The sequence below is a fragment of the Agrobacterium tumefaciens genome, from assembly GCF_009649785.1.
In the GTDB taxonomy this organism is placed as follows: Bacteria; Pseudomonadota; Alphaproteobacteria; order Rhizobiales; family Rhizobiaceae; genus Agrobacterium; species Agrobacterium tumefaciens.
Window position 1 is genome coordinate 218,830 of sequence record NZ_WJOK01000001.1, and the last position, 26,447, is coordinate 245,276.

Sequence of the window (26,447 nt, forward strand, 5' to 3'; positions counted from 1 at the left end):
GCTCCGGGGCTTTTTGTTTAGGCGGCCTTCCTGATGGAGGTCCGCACATCGGCGAAGATCTCCACGGATCGCAGCCGTTTTTCGATATTGTGGATCGGCATCGAGACGATCAGTTCGTCGGCCTGCGTTTCGGCGAGGAAGCCGTCGAGGTGGCGTCCGATTGTTTCAGGCGAGCCGACGGCGGCGAAACGCAAGGTATGTTCCACCGAAAAACGCTCCATCTCGTTCCAGTGGTCGTCCATGCTGTGAACCGGCTTGGGGAACGGGACGCGTACATTGCGGCGCAGGTTGACGAATTGCTGCTGTGACGAGGTGAAGAGATATTGCGCTTCCTCGTCGGTATCGGCGCCGACTCCCATCACTCCAACCATCACATAGGGCTTGTCCAGCGTCGCAGAGGGCTGGAAGCGCTCGCGATAGATATGGATCGCCTCCATCAGCATGTCAGGCGCAAAATGCGACGCAAAGGAATAGGGCAGGCCGAGTGCCGCTGCCAGATGCGCGCTATAGGTGCTTGAGCCAAGCAACCAGAGCGGCACGTGCGAATTCATGCCGGGCACGGCAAGGATCGCCTGATCCTGCTGGGGCTGGCCAAGGTACTGCTGGAGCTCGATGATGTCGTGCGGGAAGTTCTCCGCACCGGCATCAAGATTGCGGCGCAGCGCCCTTGCCGTCCGCATATCGGTTCCCGGCGCGCGGCCAAGTCCGAGATCGACCCGGCCAGGCAACAGTGCCGCCAGCGTGCCGAATTGTTCGGCAATGACGAGCGGGGAGTGGTTAGGCAGCATGATGCCGCCTGAACCGACGCGAATATGTTTCGTGGCGGCACCAACATGGGCGATCACGAGCGATGTGGCTGCGCTCGCAATACCAGGCATGCCATGGTGCTCCGCAAGCCAGATGCGGTTGTAACCGTGGTCTTCAGCCTTGATCGCCATGCGGCGAGAATTTTCAAGCGCCTGGCTGACGCTCTCGCCTTCGCCGATTGGCGAAAGGTCGAGAATGGAAAAGGGGATCATCCAACGCTCCTACACAAATTCTGTCTTTGATGCGGATGTAAGGCGCGTGTCCCGATTTACCATAGAAGTCGCGCAGAATTGAAGGATGGTTCAAAAAAATTGGGGCCTCGAAAGAGGCCCCTTTTCATTTTTTTAGCCCGCTCGACGGAATTGCCGGGTTTCGCGATGGTCTGGAGGTTGCCGGTCGGAAGCGAGCACGAATTGTCCGAGCCTGCCGTCCATCTCTCCCGCCTCGGAAGCGAGATTGTGAATGGCCGCCGTCGTCTCCTCCACCATGGCGGCGTTTTGCTGGGTCATGGTGTCGAGACTGGTGACGGTGCTGTTGATTTCAGCAAGCGTATGCGCCTCCTCGCGGGTGGATTCCATGATCTCTTCGATGCGGGAACTGATGGTCTGCACGTGCTTGCCGATGCCGGTTAGCGAGGCCCCCGCCTTTTCGACCAGTGCCACGCCGGTGGAAACCTCGTCGGTGGAGCGCTTCAGCAGGCTGGTGATTTCTTTTGCGGCGGCGGCCGAGCGTTGTGCCAGCTCGCGCACCTCCTGCGCCACAACGGCAAAACCCTTGCCGGCCTCGCCCGCACGCGCGGCTTCCACACCTGCGTTCAGGGCGAGAAGGTTGGTCTGGAAGGCGATTTCATCGATAACGCCGATGATCTGGTTGATCTGGCGCGACGAGGTCTGGATCGCTTCCATGGCGGCGATGGTCTGCTCCATGACGTGGCTGGACGCAGTGGCCTGCGTACTGGCGTCGCGGGCGATCCGTGTTGCCTGTTCGGCACGTTCGATCTGGTCGCGGACGGCTTCGGTGATTGCCTTGATGGCGCTTGCCGTCTCGGTAATGGAGGCGGCCTGCCGTTCAGTGCGCTCAGCGAGCTGGTCTGCACCTACCCGCATTTCCTCCGAGCCGCCGCGAACGGCGGCGGAATTGCCGCCGATGGCCTGCATGGTCTCGCTGAGCCTTGCAAGCGCCGTATTGAAGTTGTGGCGCAGACTTTCAAGATCGTCTGGGAAGACAGTCTCAATGCGATAGGCGAGATTGCCGCTTGCCAGTCGATCCAGCCCTTCGTCAAGAGAACGCACGACCATTTGCAGCGTGCCGGCCTCGGCCTCTCGTTCCGCAAGATGTGCGCGGCGTGCCGTTTCGGCTTCCTCGCGCGTGCGGGACGTGGTCGCTTCCATTTCCCGCTGCAAAATGAGTTTTTCACGGAAACTGCCAAGCGCGCGCGCCATGCGGCCGATCTCGTCCTTGCGGTCCTGATTGCCGATCTCGGCATCGAGACGGCCTGCCGCCACTTCGCCAGTCAGCCCGGCCAGCTTCTCCAGCGGTGCGAACAGGCGCCGTGCAAAAAAGGCGGTTGCCGCGCACATGGCTGCCAGAACGCAAAGGCCGATGACGGCTAACGTGCCGGCAATCGAAATGGAACCGGCGTTCAACTCGCTGCGCAACATGCTTTCCACCGCGAGGTATTTTTCACCGGCAAACGAGAAGGCGCGGGCATAGGCATTGGCTTCGCCGTCCGGACGGTTGATCTTGGCAATCGTCATGCCGGACGTATTAAGTGCTTGTGCATGGAAGGCATAGATTGCCGGATTAAGGCTGACGAGACCGTTGCCATCCACGCCCAGAACCTTGCCATCGGCGGAAACGATCGCGGATTGTTCGGAGCTGCCGGCGGAGATGCCTTTCGCGAGGATCTGGCTGAAGACCTCTTGTTTGACGCGGAAGAGAACGATGCCCTTGAACGCACCGAATTTGACTACCGGAATACCGAAATAGATGCCGGCCTCTTTAGTCGCGGCGTCGATGCGCAGACCGGAGAAACTCGTCTGCGCCACGTCGTTCACGGCTTTTCCTGCGTTGGTGGCTCCGCGCGCAAAAGCAGCCCCAAGGCCGCTATCCGCCCAGGCGCCACCCGTGACGGTTTCCCCGAAAGCCGGTCCTTTCAGATAGGAGTAATAAACCGTGCCGGCCGGATCGATGAATAGAACATCGCTGAATGGGGTTCCCTTGAGGTAGCCGCCGATATCCGTCTGGGTTTTTTCATGGGTGGAATAATAAAAGCCGCTCGGATTTTCGGGCTTGATGAGCTTTTCTTTCTCTCCGTAGGGGTTCTCCTTGACGAAGACGCGTTGCAGTTCCGCCTTTGCGTCGCCGGAACTCTTCTGCACGGTGCCCCAGCCGCTGCGCATGGAAACTACCGCCATTTGCAGGGATTCGATCTTGGCGATGGAATCCGCCTGCGTTTCAAGCTGCTCAAGGCGTTCCTGCAGCATATCGCCCCTGAAGACGAGAATGCTCTCCATGGATTTCGACGCCTGTTCCTCGAGAACGCCGCTGCTGCTTTGATAGCCGAGAAGCGTGAGAGCCCCGGTCGAGATCGTCATCAGCGCAAGGAAAATCACGAGCACTTTGGTGGATATGGAATGAAAACGGTTCAGCATGGCCGATGCAGCCCTTAATGCCGTATCACTTCCCGCACCATGCATTGATGGCGCCACCGGATGGCTGATATGGCGAAAATATTGCGCTGCGGATCATCATGTCCGCAGCTCCCCTTTTTTGATTTTGTGCGGGAACAATGCGGTACGCGGTTTAAGCAGAGGTAAATGCTGCACTGCAAATTTGATCAATGTTGTCGTTTTGTTCACTTATCGCTGGCAGGGTCGCAGCCGAAAAGATAGGGTGGCTTATGCAAAAGACGATTCGAATCATCGGTATCGACCCCGGGTTGCGGCGCACCGGATGGGGTGTCATCGAAACCTTCGGCAACAGCCTTCGGTTTGTCGCTTCCGGCACGGTGACATCGGATGGTGATATGGATCTCGCCTCCCGCCTGTGCCAGCTGCATGATGGGCTGGCGGATACTGTTCACAGCTATCAACCCGATGAGGCGGCGGTGGAGCAGACGTTCGTAAACAAGGATGCTGTCGCCACGCTGAAGCTCGGTCAGGCGCGCGGCATTGCCATGCTGGTTCCGGCGCGGGCAGGGTTGCCTGTTTTCGAGTATGCGCCGAACGCGGTCAAAAAAGCCGTCATAGGTGTTGGGCACGGCGAAAAGCAGCAAATCCACATGATGCTGAAAATCCTGATGCCGAAAGCAGAATTCAAGGGTAACGATGCGGCGGACGCCTTGGCGATCGCAATCTGCCACGCCCATAATCGCGGCGGCGACAGGATGGCGCGGCTATTGGCAGCCGGTTGAATATTGAAGTCTCATTGCAGCGGGCGGCATCATGATCGGAAAACTTAAAGGCACCATCGAGGAAATCGGCACGGATTACGTGCTGGTGGATGTGCACGGCGTTTGTTACGTCGCCTATTGCTCGGCGCGCACACTCTCAAAAATAGGTTCCGCTGGTGAAGCGGTCGTCCTCTTCATCGAAACCTATGTGCGCGAAGACCAGTTGAGGCTGTTCGGCTTTTTGTCGGCACTTGAGCGGGAATGGTTCAATCTGCTGCAGAGCGTGCAGGGGGTCGGTTCGAAAGTGGCGCTGGCCGTCTTGTCTACCCTGTCGCCTTCTGAACTCGCCAATGCGATAGCGCTGCAGGACAAGGTGATGATTTCACGTGCGCCGGGCGTAGGGCCGAAGGTGGCGGTGCGCCTCGTTACCGAGCTTCGCAACAAGGCGCCTGCCTTTGCAGGAGAAGCTTCGGCTTCCATCGGACTCAAGCAGGAACTTGGCGAGGGTGTGGCCTCCGCGCCGGTGGCGGATGCCGTGTCGGCGCTCACCAATCTCGGCTATTCACGCGATCAGGCCGCAAATGCCGTTGCGGCCGCGCTGAAGAACGGCGGGGAGGGCGGCGACAGTGCCAAACTCATCCGGCTCGGCCTGCGCGAACTTTCACGCTAAGCTGCGCGCAGCAAGCGAACGAAGCCGGGTGCGATGCTGAATTTCGTGAAGCGCCTTCGTGCGACAGTCGTGATATAGCGGCGAAGACCATCTCTTGAATTGGTTTAGAACAATGGAATGCCCTCTATGAGCGATGCGGACAGACTGATTTCGGCGGACAAGCGCGGTGAAGATATCGACACCACAATGCGCCCGCAGTCGCTGGACGATTTTACCGGCCAGGCCGAGGCTCGCGCCAATCTCAAGGTGTTTATCGAGGCGGCAAAGAACCGTGGCGAGGCGCTGGACCATGTGTTGTTCGTCGGGCCTCCCGGTCTCGGCAAAACCACGCTGGCGCAGATCATGGCAAAGGAGCTTGGCGTCAACTTCAAGTCCACCTCCGGACCAGTGATCGCCAAGGCTGGCGACCTTGCCGCACTTTTGACCAATCTCGAGGAGCGCGATGTGCTCTTCATCGATGAAATCCATCGTCTCAACCCGGCAGTCGAGGAAATTCTCTATCCGGCAATGGAGGATTTCCAGCTCGACCTCATCATCGGTGAGGGGCCTGCGGCCCGCTCGGTGAAGATCGATCTTTCCAAGTTCACCCTCGTTGCCGCGACCACGCGTCTTGGTTTGTTGACAACGCCGCTGCGCGACCGCTTCGGCATTCCTGTCCGTCTGGCCTTCTACACTGTCGATGAGCTGGAGCTGATCGTTCGGCGCGGCGCGCGGCTGATGGGTCTGAACATGACCGACGATGGCGCACGCGAGATAGCAAGGCGTGCACGCGGCACGCCGCGCATCGCCGGACGGCTCTTGCGCCGGGTTCGCGATTTCGCTGAGGTGGCACGGGCGGAAGCCGTCACCCGTGAGATTGCCGACGAAGCGCTGACGCGGTTGCTTGTCGACAAAATGGGTCTCGATCAGCTGGACATGCGCTATCTGACCATGATCGCGGTCAATTTCGGCGGCGGCCCTGTTGGTATCGAGACCATCGCCGCTGGCTTGTCGGAGCCGCGTGATGCGATCGAAGACATCATAGAACCCTACATGATCCAGCAGGGTTTCATCCAGCGCACGCCGCGCGGCCGCGTTCTGACCGGCACTGCCTGGAAACATCTGGGCATGCAGCCGCCTAAAGATCTCGAGGCGGCGCAATTCCGGCTGACGCTGGAAGAGGATTGAGGGAACAAGCCCGGCGCTTTCGCATTTGATTTTCTTTGGTCAGGAAATGATGATGTCTGGATATCGCAAGGGTACGAAGGTTCGCTGGAAATGGGGCAACGGAACCGGCGAAGGAAAAATCGTCGAGACGTTTACTGATGATGTCGAAAAAACGATTTCCGGTTCCACGATAAAGCGCAAGGCTAGCAAGGACGAACCCGCTTATCTCATCGAGCAGGAAGATGGGGCGAAGGTTCTGAAGAGCAAGTCCGAGCTTGAACACGTCGATTGAAAAGCGGCGTTATCAGGCTCCATGAGAAGGGACGTCGATGGCCTACGATCCGATGCGGGTTTTCCGCAAACTCGCGCGCAACAACCGGCTGGCTAATTTAAGGCTGCATCAGGCTTGTCGTCAGCTGTTGCAGGAGGAATTCGTGGCCGCTCGCGTCAGCTTCTTTCCAACCCTTCGGGCCACCCTGAACCACATCTACACCGTTGACCTGTTTTATATCGACGCGATTAAAGGCGGGACGCTCGGCCTTGCCGCTTTTGAAGAGGAAGAGCCTTTCGCCACCATGGCGGAGCTGCATGCTGCCCAAGCGAAACTGGACGAAGAACTGATCGATTTTGTCGACATGCTGGATGAAGACGGCCTCGCTGCCATCGTCAATATCCATCGTGGAACACGCATCCAGCAGGATCGCTGCGACGATGTGTTGTCCCATCTCTTCCAGCACCAGACGCATCATCGCGGGCAGGTGCATGCCATGTTGTCCGGCACCATGATCAAGCCGCCACAACTGGATGAATTCATTGTGGGAGACGACGCAAAGGCGAGAAAAGCCGAGATGGATGCGTTAGGGTGGACGGAAACCGATTTGATGTTTCCAGCCAGCAGGTTCAGTTAATGATACAAGACACCACGGTGCAGGACACCCGTATCCGCATGAAATTCAAGCCGAAACGCATTTTCCAGATGCGCGTTGCGGGGCTGGCGTTTCGGGATGGCCACGTGTTGGTGCACCGCGCGTCCCATGAGAAATTCTGGACCTTTCCAGGTGGTCGCGCCGAAATGGGCGAGCGTTCCGAAGAAACGCTGGCGCGCGAAATGGTCGAGGAACTTGGTGTCGAAGCGAAGGTCGGGCGGCTTCTATGGGCGGTCGAGAATTTTTTCCATTATGAGGGTAAGGAGTGGCACGAACTCGGTTTCTATTACCTGATGGATTTGCCGGAGACCCTTGCCTTTCACCCGACGGATATCATTCACCGCGTTCAGGATGGCGATAACGAGCTTGAGTTTCGCTGGGTCGCTGCGACCCGTGATGCATTGACCGAACTCGATATTCCGCCCTATTTCATCGCGGATGAAATAGAACACCTGCCTGAGACCACAAGACACCTTGTCTGGTATGACGGCGACCTGGACGCCAAATGACTTCTGCCCCTGAGCGCCATATGATCCGGCTGGACCGCAAGCCGCAGCTGTTCAGCATGCGTGTGGCGGCGTTGATTTTCCACGACAACTATCTTCTCGTCCAGCGTGGCGCCAAGGATAGCTATTGGGCCCTGCCGGGCGGGCGGGCGGAAATCGGTGAAAGCTCAGAGCAGACCATCATCCGCGAGATCGGCGAGGAGCTTGACCGGGATTGCGCCGTCGAGCGTCTTCTCTGGTCGGCGGAGAATTTTTTCGCCTATGATGATTATGTCGCGCATGAATTGGCATTTTATTATCTGGTTTCGCTGCGCCAGCCTTTGCCGTTCCATGAAAGCGATATAGTGCATCGCGTGCTGGATGGCGTCGAGGTGGAGTTCTGCTGGCTGCCCGCGCAGCCTTCCGCGCTGCTGGAACACGATCTCAGACCCCGTTTCATTGCTGAGCGCATCGCGATGCTGCCTCAGCGCCACGAGCATCTTATCGTCCGCGAAGGTCGTTCAGGTGCGGCCGAACTTTCCAAGGAGATATCATGAGCGAGCTTGTGGTTTCGCTTTCCGGCGAACTCATCGAACATGGGCACCGCCTGACCCAGCGGGTCTATTACGAGGACACGGATTTTTCCGGCCTCGTTTATCACGCGCGCTATCTGCATTTTCTCGAGCGCGGTCGAACCGACTACCTGCGTTGCCTCGGCTGCGAGCAAAGCGCACTCCTGACCGCCGACGAGGAGGGTCTCGTTTTCGTCGTCCATCGTATGGAGATCGATTTCAAGAGCCCGGCCCGGATGGATGATGTGTTGACGATCACCACCCTTACCGAAAAGGCCGGGGGCGCAAAAATGGTGCTCAATCAGGAAATCCGGCGCGGCGAAACGCTCCTTGTTGCCGCCAAGGTCATCATCGCCGTCATCAATGCCAATGGCCGGCCAAGGCGCCTTCCGGAGACGGTGGCCGAAAAATTCCTGAAGTAAGTTCGGGGCTGGTCCAGTAAATCCATCAGACGTGGCGCGGTTGTAACACTCCTTTAACCATAATGGTGTCTTACTTTAGCAACTGGCATTTGTGCGGCGCACGCCTTCCTTTCACCAAATTTATTGGCAAGTAAGGCTTACTGGCAAGTATCGGGGTATGGCAAAGGGGTTTGCGGCTGTTGCTGCATAGCTTCGAGCGTTAACACGCGTTTGAATCGCCCGGTCCCGTACCGGGCGTTTGGATTCGGGGATTGGATATTTATGGAACAGGCAGGTTTGGCAGCGGCGACGCACGATGTAAGTCTCTGGGCGCTGTTTATGCAGGCGGGCCTCATCGTGAAGTTCGTGATGATTGGACTTATCGCCGCCTCGGTCTGGACGTGGGCGATCGTCTTCGACAAATACGTAAGCTTCGGCAAGGCAAAGCGCCAGTTCGACCAGTTCGAACAGGTCTTCTGGTCTGGCCAGTCGCTCGAAGAGCTTTACCGCACTCTGGCAGAACGCCAGAATGTTGGTCTCGCGGCAATTTTCGTTTCCGCCATGCGGGAGTGGAAGAAATCATTTGAACGCGGCGCCCGTTCACCCATCGGTCTGCAAATGCGTATCGACCGGGCAATGGACGTGACGATTGCTCGTGAAGGCGAACAATACGAGGCCCGCCTCGGTTCGTTGGCGACGATCGGTTCTGCCGGTCCGTTCATCGGCCTCTTCGGTACGGTCGTTGGTATCATGACCTCGTTCCAGGCGATTGCCGGTTCGAAGTCCACCAACCTTGCGGTCGTGGCGCCGGGTATCGCCGAAGCGCTTCTGGCAACGGCCATCGGTCTTGTCGCGGCTATTCCGGCGGTTATCGCCTACAACAAGTTCACGGCTGACGCGCACAAGCTTTCCGCTCGTATGGAAGGTTTCGCCGACGAGTTCTCCGCGATCTTGTCGCGCCAGATCGATGAAAAACTTCAGACGCGGCAGGCAGCCCAATAAGCGCGCCGCGCAGTAATTTGCCGCAAGGCAAAATGGAGTAGATGTTATGGGTATGTCAGCAGGTGGCAGCAGCGGCGGTTCCGGTGGACGCCGTGGGCGCGGCGGACGTCGCAGGGGCGGCGCGATCAGCGAAATCAACGTGACGCCACTGGTTGACGTCATGCTTGTGCTTCTCATCATTTTCATGGTGGCCGCACCGATGATGACGGTCGGCGTTCCGATCGACCTGCCGCAGACATCTGCCAACGCGCTGAATTCGGATACGCAGCCGATCACGATTTCCGTCAATGCCAATGGCCAGATCCATTTGCAGGAAACGGAAATCCAGGCGGCCGAGGTGGCCGACAAGCTGCAGGCAATCGCCACGACAGGTTATAACGAACGCATCTTCGTGCGCGCGGATTCCGTTGCCGCCTACGGCGTCGTCGCCGACGTGATGGCGCGTATCCAGGCAGCGGGCTTCAAGAATATCGGCCTTGTGACCCAGCAGAAACAGGATAATTGACGTCAGCGATGAAGGGCAGCCTTACCACATCCGCGATCGTGCACGCATCGCTTCTGGCTTTCGCCCTCGTTTCCCTGGGCTCGCCGGAGCCTCTTGACGTGTCGCAGGCTGAGGCACTGCCTGTGGAGCTGGTGCCAATCGAGGAATTGAGCCAGATCCAGCAAGGCGACAAGAACGCGCCGAAGGCGGAAAAGTCGGCCCCGGTTCCGACTACACGTCCGGATATCGTTCCGAACGCTCAGAATGTCGGCAACAACGTGGCCGATATAGAAGCGCCGCCGACGCCTACTACAAAGCCGAACGACAATATCAGTGCGGCCGCTCCGCCAAAGCAGGAAAAGCCGCAGCCGGTTGTCGACACCAAGGCGAATGAGGTGAAGGAAATCGTCAAGGAAGAGACCTCGGCTCCGAAGCCGCAGGAAATGGCCGCCTTGCCGCAGACCAAGCCCGAGATCGCGCCGCAACCGAAGACGGAGCCGCCGCCGCAGGAAACGAAAGCGGAAGAGCCACCCCCGGTGCAACAGGAACCGGCCGAAATTCCCGTGCCGCCGAATGTGCCGCGCCCGAATTCCCGCCCGGAGCCGCCGAAGCCGGAAGTGCCGAAACAGGCTGAGACCAAACCTGCCGAGCAGAAGCCCGCTGAGAAGCCTGCAGAGACCAAGCCCGATCAGGCAAAGTCCACGGACAAGCCTTCCGACAAGAAGCCGGGTGAGAAAAAGCAGGAAACGGCGAAATCCGCTTCGTCGAAGGAAAGCGATTTTAACGCTGACGATGTTGCCGCGCTTTTGAACAAGCAGGCGCCCTCCGGCGGTGGTGCAAAGCGCTCCACCCAGCAGGCATCGCTTGGCGGCAAAAAGACCACGGGCGGTTCGACGCTCAGCCAGACGGAAATGGATGCGCTGCGTGGCGCAATCCAGAAAAACTGGCAGATCATTCCCGGCATGGCGGATGCCTCGGACGTTCGCGTTCGGGTCACCATGAAGCTTGACCGTGATGGATCCATCATCGGCCGACCCGAGATCGAAGCAACGGGTGGTTCCGAGGGAACGCGTCGCGCCCTTTCCGGTGGTGCCTATCGTGCCATCATGCGTTCTGCTCCGTTCACGAACCTTCCTGCCGACAAATATGATGCATGGAACGAAGTCGTAGTGAATTTCGATCCCAGTGAATTGCTATGAATGCTGAAAGGCCTGGCAACATGAAGATATTTTCGCCGATCCGGCTGGTGCTCGCTGTCGCGGCCCTTATGTCGGTTTTCTCCGCACCGGCTTTTGCGCGGGTGGAAATCAACATCAACAAGGGTAACGTCGAACCCTTGCCCATCGCCATCACCGACTTCATCTCGGGTGACGGCATCGGCGCGCAGGTATCGGCCGTAATTGCTGCCGATCTGCAGCGTTCCGGCCTGTTTGCGCCAGTCAACAAGAGTGCCTTCATCGAAAAAATCGCCAACCCGGATCAGCAGCCGCGTTTTGAGGACTGGAAGGTTATCAACGCGCAGGCACTCGTAACGGGCCGCGTGACGCGTGAAAGCGACGGCCGTCTGCGTGCCGAGTTCCGCCTTTGGGATACTTTCGCAGGCCAGCAGATGACCGGGCAGCAGTTTTTCACGCAGCCGGAAAACTGGCGCCGTGTCGCCCACATCATCGCGGACGCCATTTATGAGCGCGTCACCGGTGAAAAGGGCTACTTCGATACCCGCGTCGTTTTCGTCTCCGAAAGCGGCCCGAAGACAGCCCGCAAGCGTCAGCTGTCGATCATGGACCAGGACGGCTTCAACGTCCGTAACCTCACCAATTCGAACGACATCGTTCTGACGCCGCGTTTTTCGCCGAACCGTCAGGAAGTCACCTACATGTCGTTTGAAGGCCAGCAGCCGCGCGTTTACCTGCTGCAGCTGGAAACCGGACAGCGCGAAGTGGTCGGTAATTTCCCCGGCATGACATTCTCGCCGCGCTTCTCGCCGGATGGCCAGAAGGTCATTATGAGCCTTCAGCAGGATGGTAACGCCAATATCTACACCATGGACCTGCGCTCACGAACCACGACGCGCCTGACGAACACGTCCGCGATCGATACTGCACCGTCATTCTCCCCGGATGGGCAACGTGTTGCCTTTGAAAGCGACCGTGGCGGCCGTCAGCAAATTTACGTAATGAATGCCGATGGTTCAGGACAGCAGCGTATTTCGTTCGGCGACGGGTCGTATTCCACGCCGGTCTGGTCGCCACGCGGCGATCTGATCGCCTTCACCAAACAATCGGGCGGCAAGTTCTCGATTGGCGTGATGAAAACCGACGGTTCGGGTGAGCGCATTCTGACCAGCGGCTTTCATAATGAAGGCCCAACATGGGCGCCGAACGGCCGTGTGCTGATGTTCTTCCGCCAGAACGCTGGTGCTGGCGGTCCGCAGCTCTATTCGATCGACTTGACCGGCTACAACGAACAGCTGATCAAGACTCCCACCTTCGCTTCAGACCCGGCCTGGTCGCCGCTTCTGGACTGATATTGACTGCCATGACGGCGCCGGCCCAACCGGCGCCGTCATGTTTTTACATATGCCGTACGGGAAACTGCCTCTTTCTTGCCGCAAAGTGTTGTGAGGGAGCAAAAAAGTGGGACGTTTCCTTTCTGTTAACCATAAGCGTTTGTCGGCTATTAACCTCGATCCGTTAGTGTCTGGCAACGTTATTGCAATCCCAAGGAGAGACCGGCGATGAGCCGTACACACACTTCGGCACTCAGCCCGATGCAGAAACTGGCCCGTAATCCGGCTGTTATCGCCATGACGCTCGCTCTTGCTCTCGCAGGCTGCGCGAACAAGAAGAACATGCCGAACAGCGCCGGTGAGCTCGGTCTCGGCGGTGCGGGTTCTGCGACGCCCGGCTCCCAGCAGGACTTCACGGTTAATGTTGGCGACCGCATCTTCTTTGATACGGACTCGACGTCCATCCGTGCAGACGCGCAGCAGACGCTGCAGCGCCAGGCACAGTGGCTTGCCCGTTACCCGAAATACGCCATCACCGTCGAAGGCCATGCCGACGAGCGCGGTACGCGTGAATACAACCTGGCGCTCGGCGCCCGTCGTGCCGCTGCAACCCGTGACTTCCTGGCGTCCCAGGGCGTTCCGGCAAGCCGCATGAAGACGATCTCCTACGGCAAGGAAAAGCCGGTCGCCGTCTGCGATGACATTTCCTGCTGGTCGCAGAACCGCCGCGCTGTGACGGTTCTCGGTGGCGCAGGCATGTAATCGCCTGACGCTTTTGTGATCTCGAATGGAAGGCGGTCTATGGGCCGCCTTTCGTTTTTTTCATAGTTTGGCCGAAGTTAAGTTGCTTTTTCGGTTGATATGGAAAAAATCCGGCTTGCGCCATTCCGGTGCAAATCAGTTAAGGCAGGGCAAATGAGATGAAGAAACTTGTCGTGGCGGGAATGCTGGGGCTTGCAGCCTGCACCGGCTTGAGCGGCACAGCCGTTTCGGGTCCGCTGTTCGGTGCGGGGGGTAGCTTCGGCACGATCAACTCTCAGCAGGTCCCAATTGTGCGGGTTCAGGCCAATGAAGCCTATAAGGTTCAGCAGCTTGAAGAACAGATCCGGCAGCTCAACGGCCGTATCGAAGAAATGAGCTTCCAGCTTTTGCAGATGCAGGAAACGATCCGCAAGGCGCAGGAAGACAATGAATTCCGCTTCCAGGAACTGGAAGGCGGCAAAGGCGCGAGTACCACCGCGCCGAAAAAGAAGGCGGAGGCCACTCCGGCCGCTCCGCCGAGCGACGACGTTGCAACGATCATCGAAACGCCACCTCAGGGTGGCGCTTCCGTTTCGCCGTCCTCTTCCGCGAACGCGCCGACGAGTGCACCGGGAGAGACGACGCTTGGCTCCATCGAGCTTGATTCCAAGGGCATGCCGATCGGTGGCTCATTGAACCAGGGTGCCAACAATTCTTCCGGTAGTCTTCCGGGCGTTACCACCGGCAACGGTTCGCGCAAGACCGATCCGGTCAACACCGCAGCACTCACCAGCGAGGGCGATATCTATCAGGCTGCTTACGGTCATGTTCTTTCCGGCGATTACAAGCTTGCGGAGCAGGGGTTCCAGCAATATCTCCAGGGTTACCCGAAAGGCACCAAGGCCGCCGATGCCAGCTTCTGGCTGGGCGAGGCACAATATTCGCAGGGCAAGTTCAACGAGGCCGCAAAAACTTTCCTGAACGGCCATCAGACCTATGGCAAGTCTCCGAAAGCACCGGAAATGCTGATGAAGCTCGGCATGTCGCTTGCAGCTCTGGACAACACCGAGACCGCCTGCGCCACGCTGCGCGAAGTGCCGAAGCGTTATCCCAGTGCTTCAAAGACTGTGCTGAACAAGGTTGCCAGCGAACAGAAGCGGCTGAGCTGCTGATCTTGCTCCTGCCATGGCGGCGGTCTTTCCATGCCGGTTGATGTCCGCATTTTGAACGAAAAGACGGTTGCGCCGCTCGCTGCGGCTAGGTCCTTCGTCGAAAATCTTCGCAAACCCGTCCATATTCTCATCGCAATCTCCGGCGGTAGCGATTCCACCGGTCTGTTGCTGGCAATGCATGAGGCGAGGGCGGAGGCAGACCCCGACCGGGTGCGGCTTTCCGCCGTCACGGTTGACCATGCCCTAAGGGCGGAATCCGCTGATGAGGCTCACAAGGTCTCCCTGCTCTGCGCGGAACTCGGTATCCCGCATACCGTGCGCCGATGGGATGATCCCAAACCCGCTTCCGGCATTTCCGAAGCCTCTCGTCTTGCCCGATATAGTCTGATCGCCGACGTTGCGAGCGACATTGGCGCCGATCTCATCGTGACAGGGCATACTCTTGGCGACCAGCGGGAAACCGTGGCGATGCGTGCCGCCAGAAGCGGCAGCAGCGAAAATCTCGGCCTCGCCGGCATGGCGGATGCTGTATTATACGGTGGACGCCACTGGATCATGCGGCCGTTTCTGACCTGTGAAAGACAGGAGATCCGCGATTTCGTATTATCTCGCTCGCGTGGCTGGTCTGACGACCCTAGTAATGACAACGCGCGCTACGAGCGGGTTCGTGTGCGGCAGTCGCTTTCCGACTCTCCGCCGCCGTTTGATGCGCAGGCCGCCGTCAAACGACAGGCATATTCCGAGAAAACCGCCTTTTTTCTCCAACAAAACGTAGAAGTCTTTCACGCCACGCTCGCCAGATTGTCGATTGAAGGCCTGATGCCCGATCTTCCCGAATTTCGGCACGGGCTAGCGGTGCTCATCGCTAATCTCGGTGGAAGGGCCTATTTCCCGGCGGCCAGCAGCATGGATCGGGTGTTGCAGTTTCTCAAAACCAGCGAGAACGGACGGATAACGGTTGGCCGCGTTCTTTTCGATCGCCGAAAGGACGGGCTTTATCTTTTCCGCGAGCATCGGAATATGCCGGAACTGCAAGTCGAGGCTGGCGGGCAGGGCCTCTGGGACGATCGTTTCTTTGTGAAAAACACATCGGCTTTTCCGGTCAATATTGCGGCGGGCAGGACGGGTGGCATTGCGGATGCGGCAGCGCTTTTTCCAGCGGTGCCGCCAGGGATTGCAAAACAGGCGATGGCGATCCTGCCGCAAATTGCCGCGTTGGTTCCCGGTCGAGCCTCTCCGGAAGGTGCCATCAGTATCGTGCCGAGGCTTGCCCCCTTCGATCTTTTTCTGCCGCGCTTCGACCTTGAGTTGGCGAATGCCATCGCGGTTTCATTCGGCCGTGCGGCCTATCCACAGCCGCCGGTTTAAATCCGGCCTCTTTTTCGTGAATTGCCTTGGAATAGTTTTTACACCAAAACGCATCAGATAACGCCCTTTGCCTTGGCAACGGCAGATGTCGTCCTTATGTTAGGGTCGAGTAATAGCGGGCAGCAAACATGTCCGTGTGAGTTCGGGGAGTTCGATGAACCCAAATTTCAGAAATTTCGCCTTGTGGGCCGTGATTGCCCTCTTGCTGATCGCTTTGTTCAGCATGTTCCAGACTTCGCCGACGCAAACGGGTTCGCGGGAAATTCCGTATTCCCAGTTTCTCCGCGATGTGGATTCCGGGCGAGTTCGCGACGTGACCGTCACCGGTAACCGGGTTCTCGGAACCTATACCGAGAACGGCACGGCCTTTCAGACCTATTCCCCAGTAATCGACGACAGCTTGATGGAGCGCTTGCAGAGCAAGAACGTCACCATCGTCGCGCGTCCCGAGAGCGACGGTTCTTCCGGTTTTTTGAGCTATCTCGGCACGCTTTTGCCGATGTTCCTCATCCTCGGCGTCTGGCTGTTCTTCATGCGGCAGATGCAGGGCGGTTCGCGCGGCGCGATGGGCTTTGGCAAGTCAAAGGCCAAGCTTTTGACGGAAGCGCACGGCCGCGTGACGTTTGACGACGTCGCAGGTGTGGACGAAGCCAAGCAAGACCTTGAGGAAATCGTGGAATTCCTGCGCGATCCGCAGAAGTTCCAGCGACTCGGCGGCAAGATCCCGCGCGGCGTGCTGCTGGTCGGCCCTCCAGGTACTGGTAAGACGCTACTGGCGCGCTCCGTCGCGGGTGAAGCTAATGTGCCGTTCTTCACCATTTCCGGTTCTGACTTCGTGGAAATGTTCGTCGGCGTCGGCGCAAGCCGTGTGCGTGACATGTTCGAGCAGGCCAAGAAGAATGCGCCGTGCATCATCTTCATCGACGAAATCGACGCTGTCGGTCGACATCGCGGCGCCGGTCTCGGCGGTGGCAATGACGAACGCGAACAGACGCTCAACCAGCTGCTGGTCGAGATGGACGGCTTCGAGGCGAATGAAGGTATCATCCTCATCGCCGCCACCAACCGTCCGGACGTTCTCGATCCCGCACTTCTGCGTCCCGGCCGCTTCGACCGTCAGGTCGTCGTGCCGAACCCGGATATCGTCGGCCGTGAGCGCATTCTCAAGGTTCACGTTCGCAACGTGCCGCTGGCTCCGAATGTCGATCTCAAGGTTCTGGCCCGTGGCACCCCCGGTTTCTCGGGCGCTGACTTGATGAACCTCGTCAACGAAGCCGCCCTGATGGCTGCTCGCCGTAACAAGCGCGTGGTTACCATGCAGGAGTTCGAGGACGCCAAGGACAAGATCATGATGGGTGCGGAACGCCGCTCCTCCGCCATGACCGAAGCGGAAAAGAAACTGACCGCTTACCACGAGGCGGGGCATGCGATTACCGCGCTGAAGGTTGCTTTGGCTGATCCGCTGCACAAGGCGACAATTATTCCGCGTGGCCGTGCACTCGGCATGGTCATGCAGTTGCCTGAAGGTGACCGCTACTCCATGAGTTACAAATGGATGGTGTCGCGTCTGGTGATCATGATGGGTGGCCGCGTTGCCGAGGAGTTGACCTTCGGCAAGGAAAACATCACCTCCGGCGCATCTTCGGATATCGAGCAGGCCACCAAGCTTGCCCGCGCCATGGTAACGCAATGGGGCTTCTCCGACGCTCTCGGCCAGGTCGCCTATGGTGAAAACCAGCAGGAGGTCTTCCTTGGCCATTCCGTCTCGCAGTCCAAGAATGTCTCCGAGGCAACGGCTCAGACGATCGACACCGAAGTCCGCCGTCTGATCGACGAGGCCTATACAGAGGCACGTCGTATCCTGACGGACAATCACGACGGGTTCGTTGCTATTGCCGAGGGTCTTCTGGAATACGAAACCCTCACGGGCGACGAGATCAAGGCTTTGCTGAGGGGCGAGAAGCCGGCACGCGATCTGGGTGACGATTCTCCTGGCAGCCGTGGCTCGGCTGTTCCGAAAGCAGGCACCAAGAAGGACGGCCCAAGCGAAGTCAAGGGTGACGGCGAAGCCAAGGGCGACGGCGAGGCTGAAGGCGGCATGGAGCCACAGCCGCACTGATTGCCTGGCCAAGACGACTATTGAAAAAGGTCATCCGGTTTTCCGGGTGGCCTTTTCAGTTTGGTAACAAGATATAAGCCATTTTTGCGGTAATTTACGTGCTGTTTATCGTGGTTTGTGGCATTTAGCCAAAAACGCTTCCGGTAGTTTTATGCTATGCCGGAATGCCCGAAAGATTTGGAGTTCAAATGGCACGCCGTTATTTCGGAACCGATGGTATCCGCGGACAATCGAACGTCTTCCCCATGACGCCGGATCTGGCGATGCGTGTGGGCATTGCGGTCGGAACGATCTTCCGCCGGGGCCATCATCGCCATCGTGTCGTGATCGGCAAGGATACCCGGCTTTCGGGCTACATGCTGGAAAACGCGCTGGTCGCAGGTTTCACCGCGGCCGGCCTTGATGTCTTCCTGCTCGGGCCCATTCCAACCCCCGCTGTTGCCATGCTGACCCGCTCGCTGCGGGCCGATATCGGCGTAATGATCTCGGCGTCGCACAACCCATTTTCCGATAATGGAATCAAGCTTTTCGGACCCGACGGATACAAGCTTTCCGACGAGCTTGAGCTGGAAATCGAAGATCTTCTCGACAAGGATCTCTATGCCCAGCTCGCCAAGCCGAGCGAGATCGGACGCGCCAAGCGCGTGGATGGCGATATCTACCGCTATATCGAATTCGTCAAACGTACCCTGCCGCGTGATGTGACGCTGAGCGGGCTCAGGATTGCCATCGACTGTGCCAATGGCGCTGCCTACAAGGTGGCTCCCGCAGCGCTCTGGGAACTGGGCGCCGAAGTCGTTACCATCGGCAACGAGCCGAACGGCATCAATATCAATCTCGAATGCGGCTCCACCCACCCGGAAGCCCTGCAGAAAAAGGTGCATGAGGTGCGGGCCGATATCGGCATCGCGCTCGATGGCGATGCGGACCGTGTCATCATCGTCGACGAACGCGGCGAGATCGTCGATGGCGACCAGCTCATGGCGGTGATTGCCGACAGCTGGGCTTCCGACAATACCCTGCGTGGTGGCGGCATCGTCGCAACCGTGATGTCCAATCTCGGTCTTGAGCGTTTCCTTGGCGACAAGGGTCTCACCCTTGCCCGCACCAAGGTGGGCGACCGTTATGTTGTCGAACATATGCGCAACCACAATTTCAACGTCGGCGGTGAGCAGTCCGGCCACATCGTCTTGTCGGATTACGGCACGACTGGCGATGGGCTGGTGGCAGCTTTGCAGGTTCTCGCCAAGGTCAAACGTTCGGGCCTCACCGTCAGCGAGGTTTGCCGCAAGTTCGAGCCGGTGCCGCAGCTTTTGAAGAACGTCCGTATTTCCGGCGGCAAGCCACTGGAGAATCCGATCGTGCAGCAGGCGATCGCGGATGCGGAAAGCGCATTGGCCAATAATGGCCGCCTCGTCATCCGCCCTTCCGGTACGGAGCCTTTGATCCGCGTCATGGCGGAGGGCGACGATAGTGCGAAGGTGGAGCAGATCGTCAACGATCTCGTCGGGGTCATCACCAATGCCCGCTCGGCTGCATAAATTGCGCCACCAAATGTGAAAAGAAAAAGCCGGCTTTCGAGTCGGCTTTTTCTTTGAGTATTGCCTAATAAATATAGTGAATGATCGTGGTTAATCGGGACTTAACCATTTTACGCCAATCTCCGTGACTGAACAGTTCACTGGCATTTGCTGCCGCAACGGCAGGTGCCTCTTCTGGAGTGGAAGTCATGAAAAACGCTTTGGCCGGCATTCTGGCCGTTCTGATGACCGGCACGAGCGCCTTCGCTGCCGATCTTTATCAAGCTGAACCTGCACCTGCCTATGTAGAGGCACCCGAAGTGCAGATCACGCAGGCAAGTGGTTGGTATCTGCGCGGCGACGTCGGTTATTCCTTCAACAAGCTTCGCGGCGCCAACTATTATCAGGGTGGACCGGGTGGTTATCTCGCCGATTTCGATACGGCTAATGTCAAGGATAGCTACATCGTCGGCGCCGGTGTCGGTTATCAGTTCAACAACTATTTCCGCAGTGACGTAACCTTCGATTACATGGGTAAATCGGATTTCCGCGGGTCTACCATCGGCGGCTGTGGTTCCGTGCCCGGTCCCTGCGTTTCAGCGGATCTCAGCTCGCTTAGAGCATACACGCTGATGGCAAACGCCTATGTCGACCTTGGTACCTATGGCCGCATCACGCCTTATGTTGGCGGCGGTATCGGCGGCTCCTACGTCAAATGGGATAAGCTGCGCAATACTTCGTGCAGCACCAATGGCCTTGGCTGCGACCCGACCACCGAACACGGCGGCAGAGGCAAGTGGCGCTTCGCCTATGCCCTGATGGCCGGTGCGTCGATCGATGTTACCTGTAATCTGAAGGCAGATGTCGGTTACCGCTTCCGCCAGATCAACAAGGGCGACATGTTCGATTTTGCGAATGGTGGCGGTCCTGGCCGCGACAAGGGTCTGTATTCGCATGAGGTTCGCGTCGGTGGCCGTTATGTCTTTAACGGCTGCGATACCGCGCAATACATGCCGCCTGCCGATATTCCGCTGCAGCCTGCCGTTTATAAATAAACGTCACGCCCGACTGTTAGCTTCAGCCGTTCGCATCCTCCTCCGGTGCGGGCGGTTTTTGTTTTCAGCGGTATCCAGTTCGTCGCATGACGCATATGGACTAAAATTCTCATGCGTAGCGACATATTCCGCTTGACGGAGGCCGGTGAGAGGAATAGCAACGGCGTCAGGACACCTCTCCCTAACGAGAGGCGCCTATCTGAAAGGGTAGTCAAATGACAGATATAGTGAAGCCGGACCTCCGTCCGGGCAATACGCATTTTTCTTCTGGTCCCTGCTCGAAGCGTCCCGGTTGGTCGCTAGATGCTCTCTCCGATGCACCGCTCGGTCGCTCGCATCGCGCCAAGGTTGGCAAAGCCAAGCTGAAGCAGGCCATCGATCTCACCCGTGAAATTCTCAATGTTCCCGCCGATTATCGCATCGGTATCGTTCCCGCGTCTGACACCGGCGCCGTTGAAATGGCCCTTTGGTCGCTGCTTGGTGAACGCGGCGTCGATATGCTTGCCTGGGAAAGCTTCGGTGCCGGCTGGGTTACCGATGTCGTCAAGCAGCTGAAGCTGAAGGACGTACGCAAGTTGGAGGCCGATTACGGCCTGCTGCCGAACCTGGCGGAAGTCGATTTCGACCGCGATGTGGTTTTCACCTGGAACGGCACCACCTCCGGTGTCCGCGTTCCCAATGCCGATTTCATTCCTGCTGACCGCAAGGGTCTGACGATCTGCGATGCCACCTCGGCGGCCTTCGCGCAGGATATGGACTTTGCAAAGCTCGACGTCGTAACCTTCTCCTGGCAGAAGGTTCTGGGCGGCGAGGGTGGCCACGGCGTCATCATCCTTTCGCCGCGCGCTGTCGAGCGTCTGCTGAGCTACGCGCCGGCATGGCCGCTGCCGAAAATCTTCCGCATGGTCTCCGGCGGCAAGCTCATCGAAGGCATCTTCACTGGCGAAACCATCAACACCCCGTCCATGCTCTGCGTTGAGGATTATATCGACGCGCTGCTGTGGGCGAAGAACCTTGGTGGCCTGAAGGCGCTGATTGGCCGTGCTGATGCCAATGCCAAGGTCATCTACGACTTTATCGAGAAGAACGACTGGATCGCCAACCTGGCCGTCAAGCCGGAAACCCGCTCCAACACCTCCGTCTGCCTGAAGATCGTCGATCCCGACGTACAGGCGCTGGATGCTGCTGCGCAGGCGGATTTCGCCAAGGGCATCGTTGCCCTGCTTGAAAAGGAAAATGTCGCCCTCGATATCGGCGCTTACCGTGACGCACCGTCCGGTCTGCGCATCTGGGCCGGCGCAACCATCGAGACGGCCGATATGGAAGCCGTCATGCCCTGGCTCGCCTGGGCCTACCAGACGCAGAAGGCAACACTTTCCAAGGCTGCCGCCTGATTTTGATACCGGCCCTGCGTTGATGCAGGGCCGCCGATTTCCCGCTTTTAAAACTGCACCGTTTTTCAAGGAGCCCCTGAACCATGGCACCTCGCGTACTCGTATCCGACGAACTGTCGGAAACCGCCGTCCAGATTTTCCGTGATCGTGGCGTCGAAGTCGATTTCCAGCCGAAACTCGGCAAGGACAAGGACAAGCTGGCTGAAATCATCGGCAATTACGATGGTCTTGCCATTCGTTCCGCCACGAAGGCGACCGAAAAGCTGATCGAAGCGGCGACCAATCTCAAGGTCATCGGCCGCGCCGGCATCGGCGTCGATAACGTCGATATCCCGGCCGCTTCGCGCCGCGGTATCATCGTCATGAACACGCCGTTCGGCAACTCTATCACCACTGCCGAACATGCGATTGCGCTGATGTTCGCCGTCGCGCGTCAGCTTCCGGCTGCCGATAGCTCCACGCAGGCGGGTAAGTGGGAAAAGTCGAAATTCATGGGTGTCGAAATCACCGGCAAGACGCTCGGTGTCATCGGTGCCGGCAACATCGGCTCCATCGTCTGCTCGCGCGCACTTGGCCTGAAGATGCACGTTCTGGCCTACGATCCCTTCCTGTCGCCGGAGCGCGCGCAGGAAATGGGCGTGACGAAGGTTGAGCTGGATGAGCTGTTGGCGCAGGCCGATTTCATCACCCTGCATGTGCCGATGACCGACAAGACACGCGGCATCCTCAATGCCGAAAACCTTGCCAAGACCAAGAAGGGCGTACGCATCGTCAATTGCGCCCGTGGCGGTCTGGTGGATGAGGCGGCTCTTGCCGACGCCATCAAGTCCGGCCATGTCGCCGGTGCAGGCTTTGACGTTTTCGAAGTCGAGCCCGCCACCGAGAGCCCGCTTTTTGGTCTTCCCAATGTCGTCTGCACGCCGCATCTCGGTGCTTCGACCACGGAAGCACAGGAAAACGTTGCACTTCAGGTTGCCGAGCAGATGTCGGATTATCTGGTCAAGGGTGCCGTCTCCAACGCCATCAACATGCCATCGATCACGGCGGAAGAAGCACCGCGCCTGAAGCCTTTCATCCGTCTGGCGGATGTTCTCGGCTCCTTCGTCGGTCAGGTGCAGGAAAGCGCCACCAAGGAAATCGAAATCCTTTATGATGGCGCAACCGCCAACATGAACACCAAGGCGCTGACCAGCGCGTTGCTGGCGGGCCTTATCCGCAGCCAGGTTGCGGATGTGAACATGGTTTCCGCGCCTGTTATGATCAAGGAAAAGGGTGTTATCCTGTCCGAGGTCAAGCGTGACAAGACCGGCGTTTACGACGGTTACATCAAGTTGACGGTCAAGACTGAAAACCAGGTTCGCTCGGTTGCTGGTACGGTGTTCTCGGATGGCAAGCCGCGCTTCATCCAGATCAAGAACATCAACATGGATGCGGATGTTGGATCGCACATGATCTACATCACCAACACCGACGTTCCCGGCATGATCGGCTTCATGGGCACCACGCTTGGTGAGGCTGGCGTCAACATTGCCAACTTCCAGCTCGGTCGTGAAAAGGAAGGCGGCGACGCCATCGCGCTTCTTTATGTCGATGGTCCGGTTTCCGAAGACGTGCTGGACAAGCTGCGCGCCAACCCGGCAATCCGCCAGGTCAGGCCGCTGACATTCAACATCGACTGATACCTATCGTTCCTCCCAAGGGGACAATAAGGGCCGGTGCAGGGGAAACCCTGTGCCGGTTTTTTTGTTTCTGAACCGCCGGTTTCACCGAAATGTGTGCGTGTTTCTCTCTCTGGTTGCATATCACGAAAAATTTAAGGCGGGCATACTAAAAATGATGATCATGAGTTGCTATATCGCGTGCTGATATGCCGCTCATGGGAGGGTGGCCAACAGGAGATAGTGATGTTTGCTGCCTTTCGGCGCTTCAAAGGTTTGTTCGCAGTCGCCGCGCTTGGTATCGCGGTATCTTTCGTAGCCGTCGATATGGCGGAAGCACGCCGTGCGAGCGGCGGTTTCGGTAGCCGCGGCACAAGGACGTTTTCCGCGCCGCCGTCGACCAGCACCGCCCCCGGCCAGACCGCGCCGATCAACCGCAGCATGACTCCTAACACCCAGCAAAACCAGGCGACGCCCGGTGCTGCACAGCCGGCGCGTCCCGGTGCGCAGGCACCGCAGCAGAGCCGTGGCCTGTTTGGCGGCATGATGGGTGGCTTGATGGGCGGACTGCTGATGGGTGGCCTGTTCGGCATGCTCATGGGTGGCGGTTTCGGCGGTATGGCCGGTTTCTTCGGTATGTTGCTGCAGGTGGCGCTGATTGGCCTTCTGGTCATGTTCGCCATGCGTTTCTTCGCATCGCGCCGTCAGGGCCAGCCGGCTTTCGGTGGCGCAGGCGGATCGCAGCGCACGGATCATTCCGGCTCCTCCTTTAATGGCGGCCCGCAGGCAGGTCCTTCCGCATCCTCGTTCAAGATTCCGAAGATCGGCGCGCTTGCCGGTGCTGCGGGCGGCGCAGCCGCGGCCACTGCCGCAACCGCAAAGCCGGTGGCACATGCCAATGCTATGTCCGAAGGTGACGAAATTGGCATTACCCAGAGCGATCTCGAAGTCTTCCAGAAAATGCTGCAGGATGTTCAGGCTGCCTATGGGGCTGAAGATTACGGCACGTTGCGCAAGCTGACGACGCCGGAAGCCATGTCCTATCTTGCTGAGGAACTGAGCGACAACGCGACGAGCGGCGTGAAAAACGACGTGCGCGACGTAACGCTGCTGCAGGGCGATGTTGCCGAAGCCTGGCACGAAGAGGGCCAGGACTATGCAACGGTAGCCATGCGCTACTCCGCCATCGACATTATGCGCGACCGCACCTCCGGCAAGGTGATCGAAGGGGACGAGCAGCATCCGTCCGAAGCGGTGGAAATGTGGACCTTCGTGCGCCGTGGCGGTAACGACAACTGGCAGGTCGCCGCCATTCAGGCCGCTGCCTGAGACGACGCGTAGTCTTGTCTGAATGAAACAGCCCGGAGGTTTTACCAACCTCCGGGCTTCTGCGTGCCGCGATGCGTGATGCCGCGACATTGTCTTTCGTCGATAATTCAGTGATCGCGGTGGCAGATCACAACTCTCCAAAAAAATGACTGATAAATCTAACGGGTGATATCTGTATCGTCCCGCGAGTGGCTGTCCGCGTTTTCCCTGCCATGCAGGGGTTTGCGCCCTCTTCGTCGAGGTTTGGCGCTGACGCATAGCTCTTTTGCTCCACGGAATTGCCGTTTTTCATTCATCCGGTGTTCAGTCCGCGCATCCTAACCAGCATGCGTACACGTCAATGTTACTTTTCGCGCCGGTTCTAAACCGCTTTGGGAAGGGAACCACAGGCGCAAAACAGCGTTGACAATCCAATTCCCGGCCCGCCTCCCGCAAGCCGGGCTGGGTGGCCGGGCAATGCACGGCCCGCGAGAACGGAGAGCTATCGAGATGAAACGCTTTGACCTGATCGACGGGATGCGTGGTTACTTCCTCGTCTTCATGCTGATCAACCATCTGGTGTTTGCAGGCGGTTTCTGGCTGGTGGAAATCAATCACCGCCAGTTTGCCTTCGTGGAAGACGCGCAGGGTTTCGTCTTTCTGTCTGGTCTGCTGATCGGCATGGTCTATGCCCGCAAGATGATGAAATATGGCTATGACGCCGGAAAACAGATGATCTGGAACCGGGCGATGGAGCTCTATCGCTATGCGATGGGTCTCGTCATCGCCGTGCTGTTCTTCCGCATGGTCATCCCGCATGCGCCGTACATCTGGTACAACTGGCTGGGCATGACTTCGTTCGACGATCCGCTGCGTCTGGCGGCGATCGCCACATTCCTCTTCCAGCCGACATTCATGGATATTCTGCCGCAGTACATTGTTTACATGCTGTTCGCACCCGTCCTCGTTAAACTCTGCCTCGACGGCAAATGGGCTTATGTCATGGCAGGCTCGCTGCTGGTCTGGATGGCCGGCCAGCTCGGTCTTCAGCAGATCGTGACGACGCCTCTCAATGAACTCGTCAAGGGTGCCGACGAGCAGGGTATCCGTGTCAGCTTCAACCTTCTCGGTTGGCAGCTTGTATTCTACTCGGCGCTGGTGCTGGGCGCGATGACGGCGCAGAACCGCATTCCGTGGAAGGCGATCTTCTCACCGCAACAGACATGGCTTCCGAAGGCGGCACTTCTCATCTGCCTGTTTTTCATGCCGCTTCGTATTGCAACCGCCTGGGGCCTGATGCCGGAATTCGTGATGGGCAAGTTCTCCACGATGGAGATCCGTGCCGATTTCGGCCCGGTCTACCTCATCAATTTCCTTGCTGTTGGTGTGGGTCTCACTTGGCTGGTGATCGCCGGTCCGAAGCATCACCGCCCGATCGTCCGCTCGATTGCGCAGGGCGTGATCTGGGTGCTCTCGCTGAAATTCCTGCAGCTGCTCGGCCGCCATTCGCTTCAGGTCTATGTCTGGCACGTGGCTATCGTCTATGGCGTCTATTATCTGGATGGCCGTACGGCCGAACTTTCGCAGGTCAGCAAGACGCTGATCGCCCTTACCGCAATAGGCTTGCTGGCTTTGCCGGCCCTGTGGAGGGAGCGCGACAAGTGGATTGGCAGCAGCGGCCAGAAGACGGCGGGCGCTTAACAACCGGTCACCACT

24 protein-coding genes are annotated in these 26,447 nt (G+C 58.4%); 22 read left to right on the forward strand and 2 right to left on the reverse strand.

Annotated features, from left to right (window positions below):
- Positions 1 to 17: 17 nt before the first annotated feature.
- Together GH784_RS00980 and GH784_RS00985 are read right to left on the reverse strand one after the other, a co-directional pair.
- Positions 18 to 1,019 (reverse strand): LLM class flavin-dependent oxidoreductase, encoded by a 1,002-nt coding sequence (locus GH784_RS00980; protein WP_019564904.1) that lies wholly within the window; start codon positions 1,017 to 1,019, stop codon positions 18 to 20.
- Between the two features lie 132 nt (positions 1,020 to 1,151).
- Complete coding sequence (locus GH784_RS00985) at positions 1,152 to 3,461, reverse strand: methyl-accepting chemotaxis protein (RefSeq protein WP_019564903.1); 2,310 nt, start codon at positions 3,459 to 3,461, stop codon at positions 1,152 to 1,154.
- 248 nt (positions 3,462 to 3,709) lie between these two features.
- On the opposite strand from GH784_RS00985, the gene ruvC reads away from it, so the two are divergent.
- From ruvC to GH784_RS01095, 22 genes are all read left to right on the forward strand, one after another.
- Positions 3,710 to 4,222 (forward strand): crossover junction endodeoxyribonuclease RuvC, encoded by a 513-nt coding sequence (gene ruvC / locus GH784_RS00990; RefSeq protein ID WP_003511398.1) that lies wholly within the window; start codon positions 3,710 to 3,712, stop codon positions 4,220 to 4,222.
- A gap of 31 nt (positions 4,223 to 4,253) precedes the next feature.
- Complete coding sequence (gene ruvA / locus GH784_RS00995; RefSeq protein WP_003511397.1) at positions 4,254 to 4,871, forward strand: Holliday junction branch migration protein RuvA; 618 nt, start codon at positions 4,254 to 4,256, stop codon at positions 4,869 to 4,871.
- A 126-nt stretch (positions 4,872 to 4,997) separates the two neighbouring features.
- Positions 4,998 to 6,038, forward strand: a complete 1,041-nt coding sequence (gene ruvB / locus GH784_RS01000) for a Holliday junction branch migration DNA helicase RuvB (protein ID WP_003511396.1) — start codon at positions 4,998 to 5,000, stop codon at positions 6,036 to 6,038.
- A 52-nt stretch (positions 6,039 to 6,090) separates the two neighbouring features.
- Positions 6,091 to 6,309 carry a hypervirulence associated TUDOR domain-containing protein gene (locus GH784_RS01005; RefSeq protein ID WP_075807662.1) on the forward strand — a complete coding sequence of 73 codons (219 nt, stop codon included), beginning with the start codon at positions 6,091 to 6,093 and terminating at the stop codon, positions 6,307 to 6,309.
- Between the two features lie 37 nt (positions 6,310 to 6,346).
- Positions 6,347 to 6,925, forward strand: a complete 579-nt coding sequence (locus tag GH784_RS01010; RefSeq protein ID WP_035199650.1) for a DinB family protein — start codon at positions 6,347 to 6,349, stop codon at positions 6,923 to 6,925.
- A complete protein-coding gene (locus tag GH784_RS01015) occupies positions 6,925 to 7,452 on the forward strand; it encodes an NUDIX hydrolase (protein ID WP_013761819.1) in 528 nt (175 codons plus the stop codon). Before GH784_RS01010 ends, GH784_RS01015 begins: the two co-directional genes overlap by 1 nt.
- Positions 7,449 to 7,985: an NUDIX hydrolase gene (locus GH784_RS01020; RefSeq protein WP_035199649.1), complete on the forward strand. Its 537-nt coding sequence runs from the start codon at positions 7,449 to 7,451 to the stop codon at positions 7,983 to 7,985. Before GH784_RS01015 ends, GH784_RS01020 begins: the two co-directional genes overlap by 4 nt.
- On the forward strand, positions 7,982 to 8,422 hold the full coding sequence (gene ybgC / locus GH784_RS01025; protein WP_003511391.1) for a tol-pal system-associated acyl-CoA thioesterase: 441 nt from the start codon (positions 7,982 to 7,984) through the stop codon (positions 8,420 to 8,422). The genes GH784_RS01020 and ybgC overlap by 4 nt, the downstream gene beginning before the upstream one ends.
- 261 nt (positions 8,423 to 8,683) lie before the next feature.
- On the forward strand, positions 8,684 to 9,403 hold the full coding sequence (gene tolQ, locus GH784_RS01030) for a protein TolQ (protein WP_003511390.1): 720 nt from the start codon (positions 8,684 to 8,686) through the stop codon (positions 9,401 to 9,403).
- 46 nt (positions 9,404 to 9,449) lie between these two features.
- Positions 9,450 to 9,908 carry a protein TolR gene (gene tolR, locus GH784_RS01035; protein WP_003511389.1) on the forward strand — a complete coding sequence of 153 codons (459 nt, stop codon included), beginning with the start codon at positions 9,450 to 9,452 and terminating at the stop codon, positions 9,906 to 9,908.
- 8 nt (positions 9,909 to 9,916) lie between these two features.
- Positions 9,917 to 11,086: a hypothetical protein gene (locus tag GH784_RS01040; protein ID WP_013761817.1), complete on the forward strand. Its 1,170-nt coding sequence runs from the start codon at positions 9,917 to 9,919 to the stop codon at positions 11,084 to 11,086.
- Positions 11,087 to 11,106: 20 nt separating this feature from the next.
- A complete protein-coding gene (gene tolB, locus GH784_RS01045; RefSeq protein WP_003511387.1) occupies positions 11,107 to 12,414 on the forward strand; it encodes a Tol-Pal system beta propeller repeat protein TolB in 1,308 nt (435 codons plus the stop codon).
- A gap of 210 nt (positions 12,415 to 12,624) precedes the next feature.
- Positions 12,625 to 13,158: a peptidoglycan-associated lipoprotein Pal gene (pal, locus tag GH784_RS01050; protein ID WP_003511386.1), complete on the forward strand. Its 534-nt coding sequence runs from the start codon at positions 12,625 to 12,627 to the stop codon at positions 13,156 to 13,158.
- 158 nt (positions 13,159 to 13,316) lie between these two features.
- A complete protein-coding gene (ybgF, locus tag GH784_RS01055) occupies positions 13,317 to 14,309 on the forward strand; it encodes a tol-pal system protein YbgF (protein ID WP_003511385.1) in 993 nt (330 codons plus the stop codon).
- A 30-nt stretch (positions 14,310 to 14,339) separates the two neighbouring features.
- Positions 14,340 to 15,677 (forward strand): tRNA lysidine(34) synthetase TilS, encoded by a 1,338-nt coding sequence (gene tilS / locus GH784_RS01060; RefSeq protein ID WP_035199648.1) that lies wholly within the window; start codon positions 14,340 to 14,342, stop codon positions 15,675 to 15,677.
- A 154-nt stretch (positions 15,678 to 15,831) separates the two neighbouring features.
- Entirely contained in the window at positions 15,832 to 17,796 is a 1,965-nt protein-coding gene (gene ftsH / locus GH784_RS01065) for an ATP-dependent zinc metalloprotease FtsH (RefSeq protein ID WP_013761814.1), read from the forward strand.
- Positions 17,797 to 17,984: 188 nt separating this feature from the next.
- Entirely contained in the window at positions 17,985 to 19,337 is a 1,353-nt protein-coding gene (glmM, locus tag GH784_RS01070) for a phosphoglucosamine mutase (RefSeq protein ID WP_003511381.1), read from the forward strand.
- Between the two features lie 188 nt (positions 19,338 to 19,525).
- On the forward strand, positions 19,526 to 20,371 hold the full coding sequence (locus GH784_RS01075; RefSeq protein WP_003511380.1) for an outer membrane protein: 846 nt from the start codon (positions 19,526 to 19,528) through the stop codon (positions 20,369 to 20,371).
- 215 nt (positions 20,372 to 20,586) lie between these two features.
- Positions 20,587 to 21,765 (forward strand): phosphoserine transaminase, encoded by a 1,179-nt coding sequence (locus GH784_RS01080; RefSeq protein WP_003511379.1) that lies wholly within the window; start codon positions 20,587 to 20,589, stop codon positions 21,763 to 21,765.
- Between the two features lie 83 nt (positions 21,766 to 21,848).
- Positions 21,849 to 23,444, forward strand: a complete 1,596-nt coding sequence (gene serA / locus GH784_RS01085) for a phosphoglycerate dehydrogenase (protein ID WP_003511378.1) — start codon at positions 21,849 to 21,851, stop codon at positions 23,442 to 23,444.
- A gap of 225 nt (positions 23,445 to 23,669) precedes the next feature.
- Entirely contained in the window at positions 23,670 to 24,752 is a 1,083-nt protein-coding gene (locus tag GH784_RS01090) for a Tim44 domain-containing protein (protein WP_003511377.1), read from the forward strand.
- 489 nt (positions 24,753 to 25,241) lie between these two features.
- Positions 25,242 to 26,432, forward strand: coding sequence for an OpgC family protein (locus tag GH784_RS01095; protein ID WP_035199646.1), 1,191 nt, complete (start codon positions 25,242 to 25,244; stop codon positions 26,430 to 26,432).
- Positions 26,433 to 26,447: the final 15 nt, after the last annotated feature.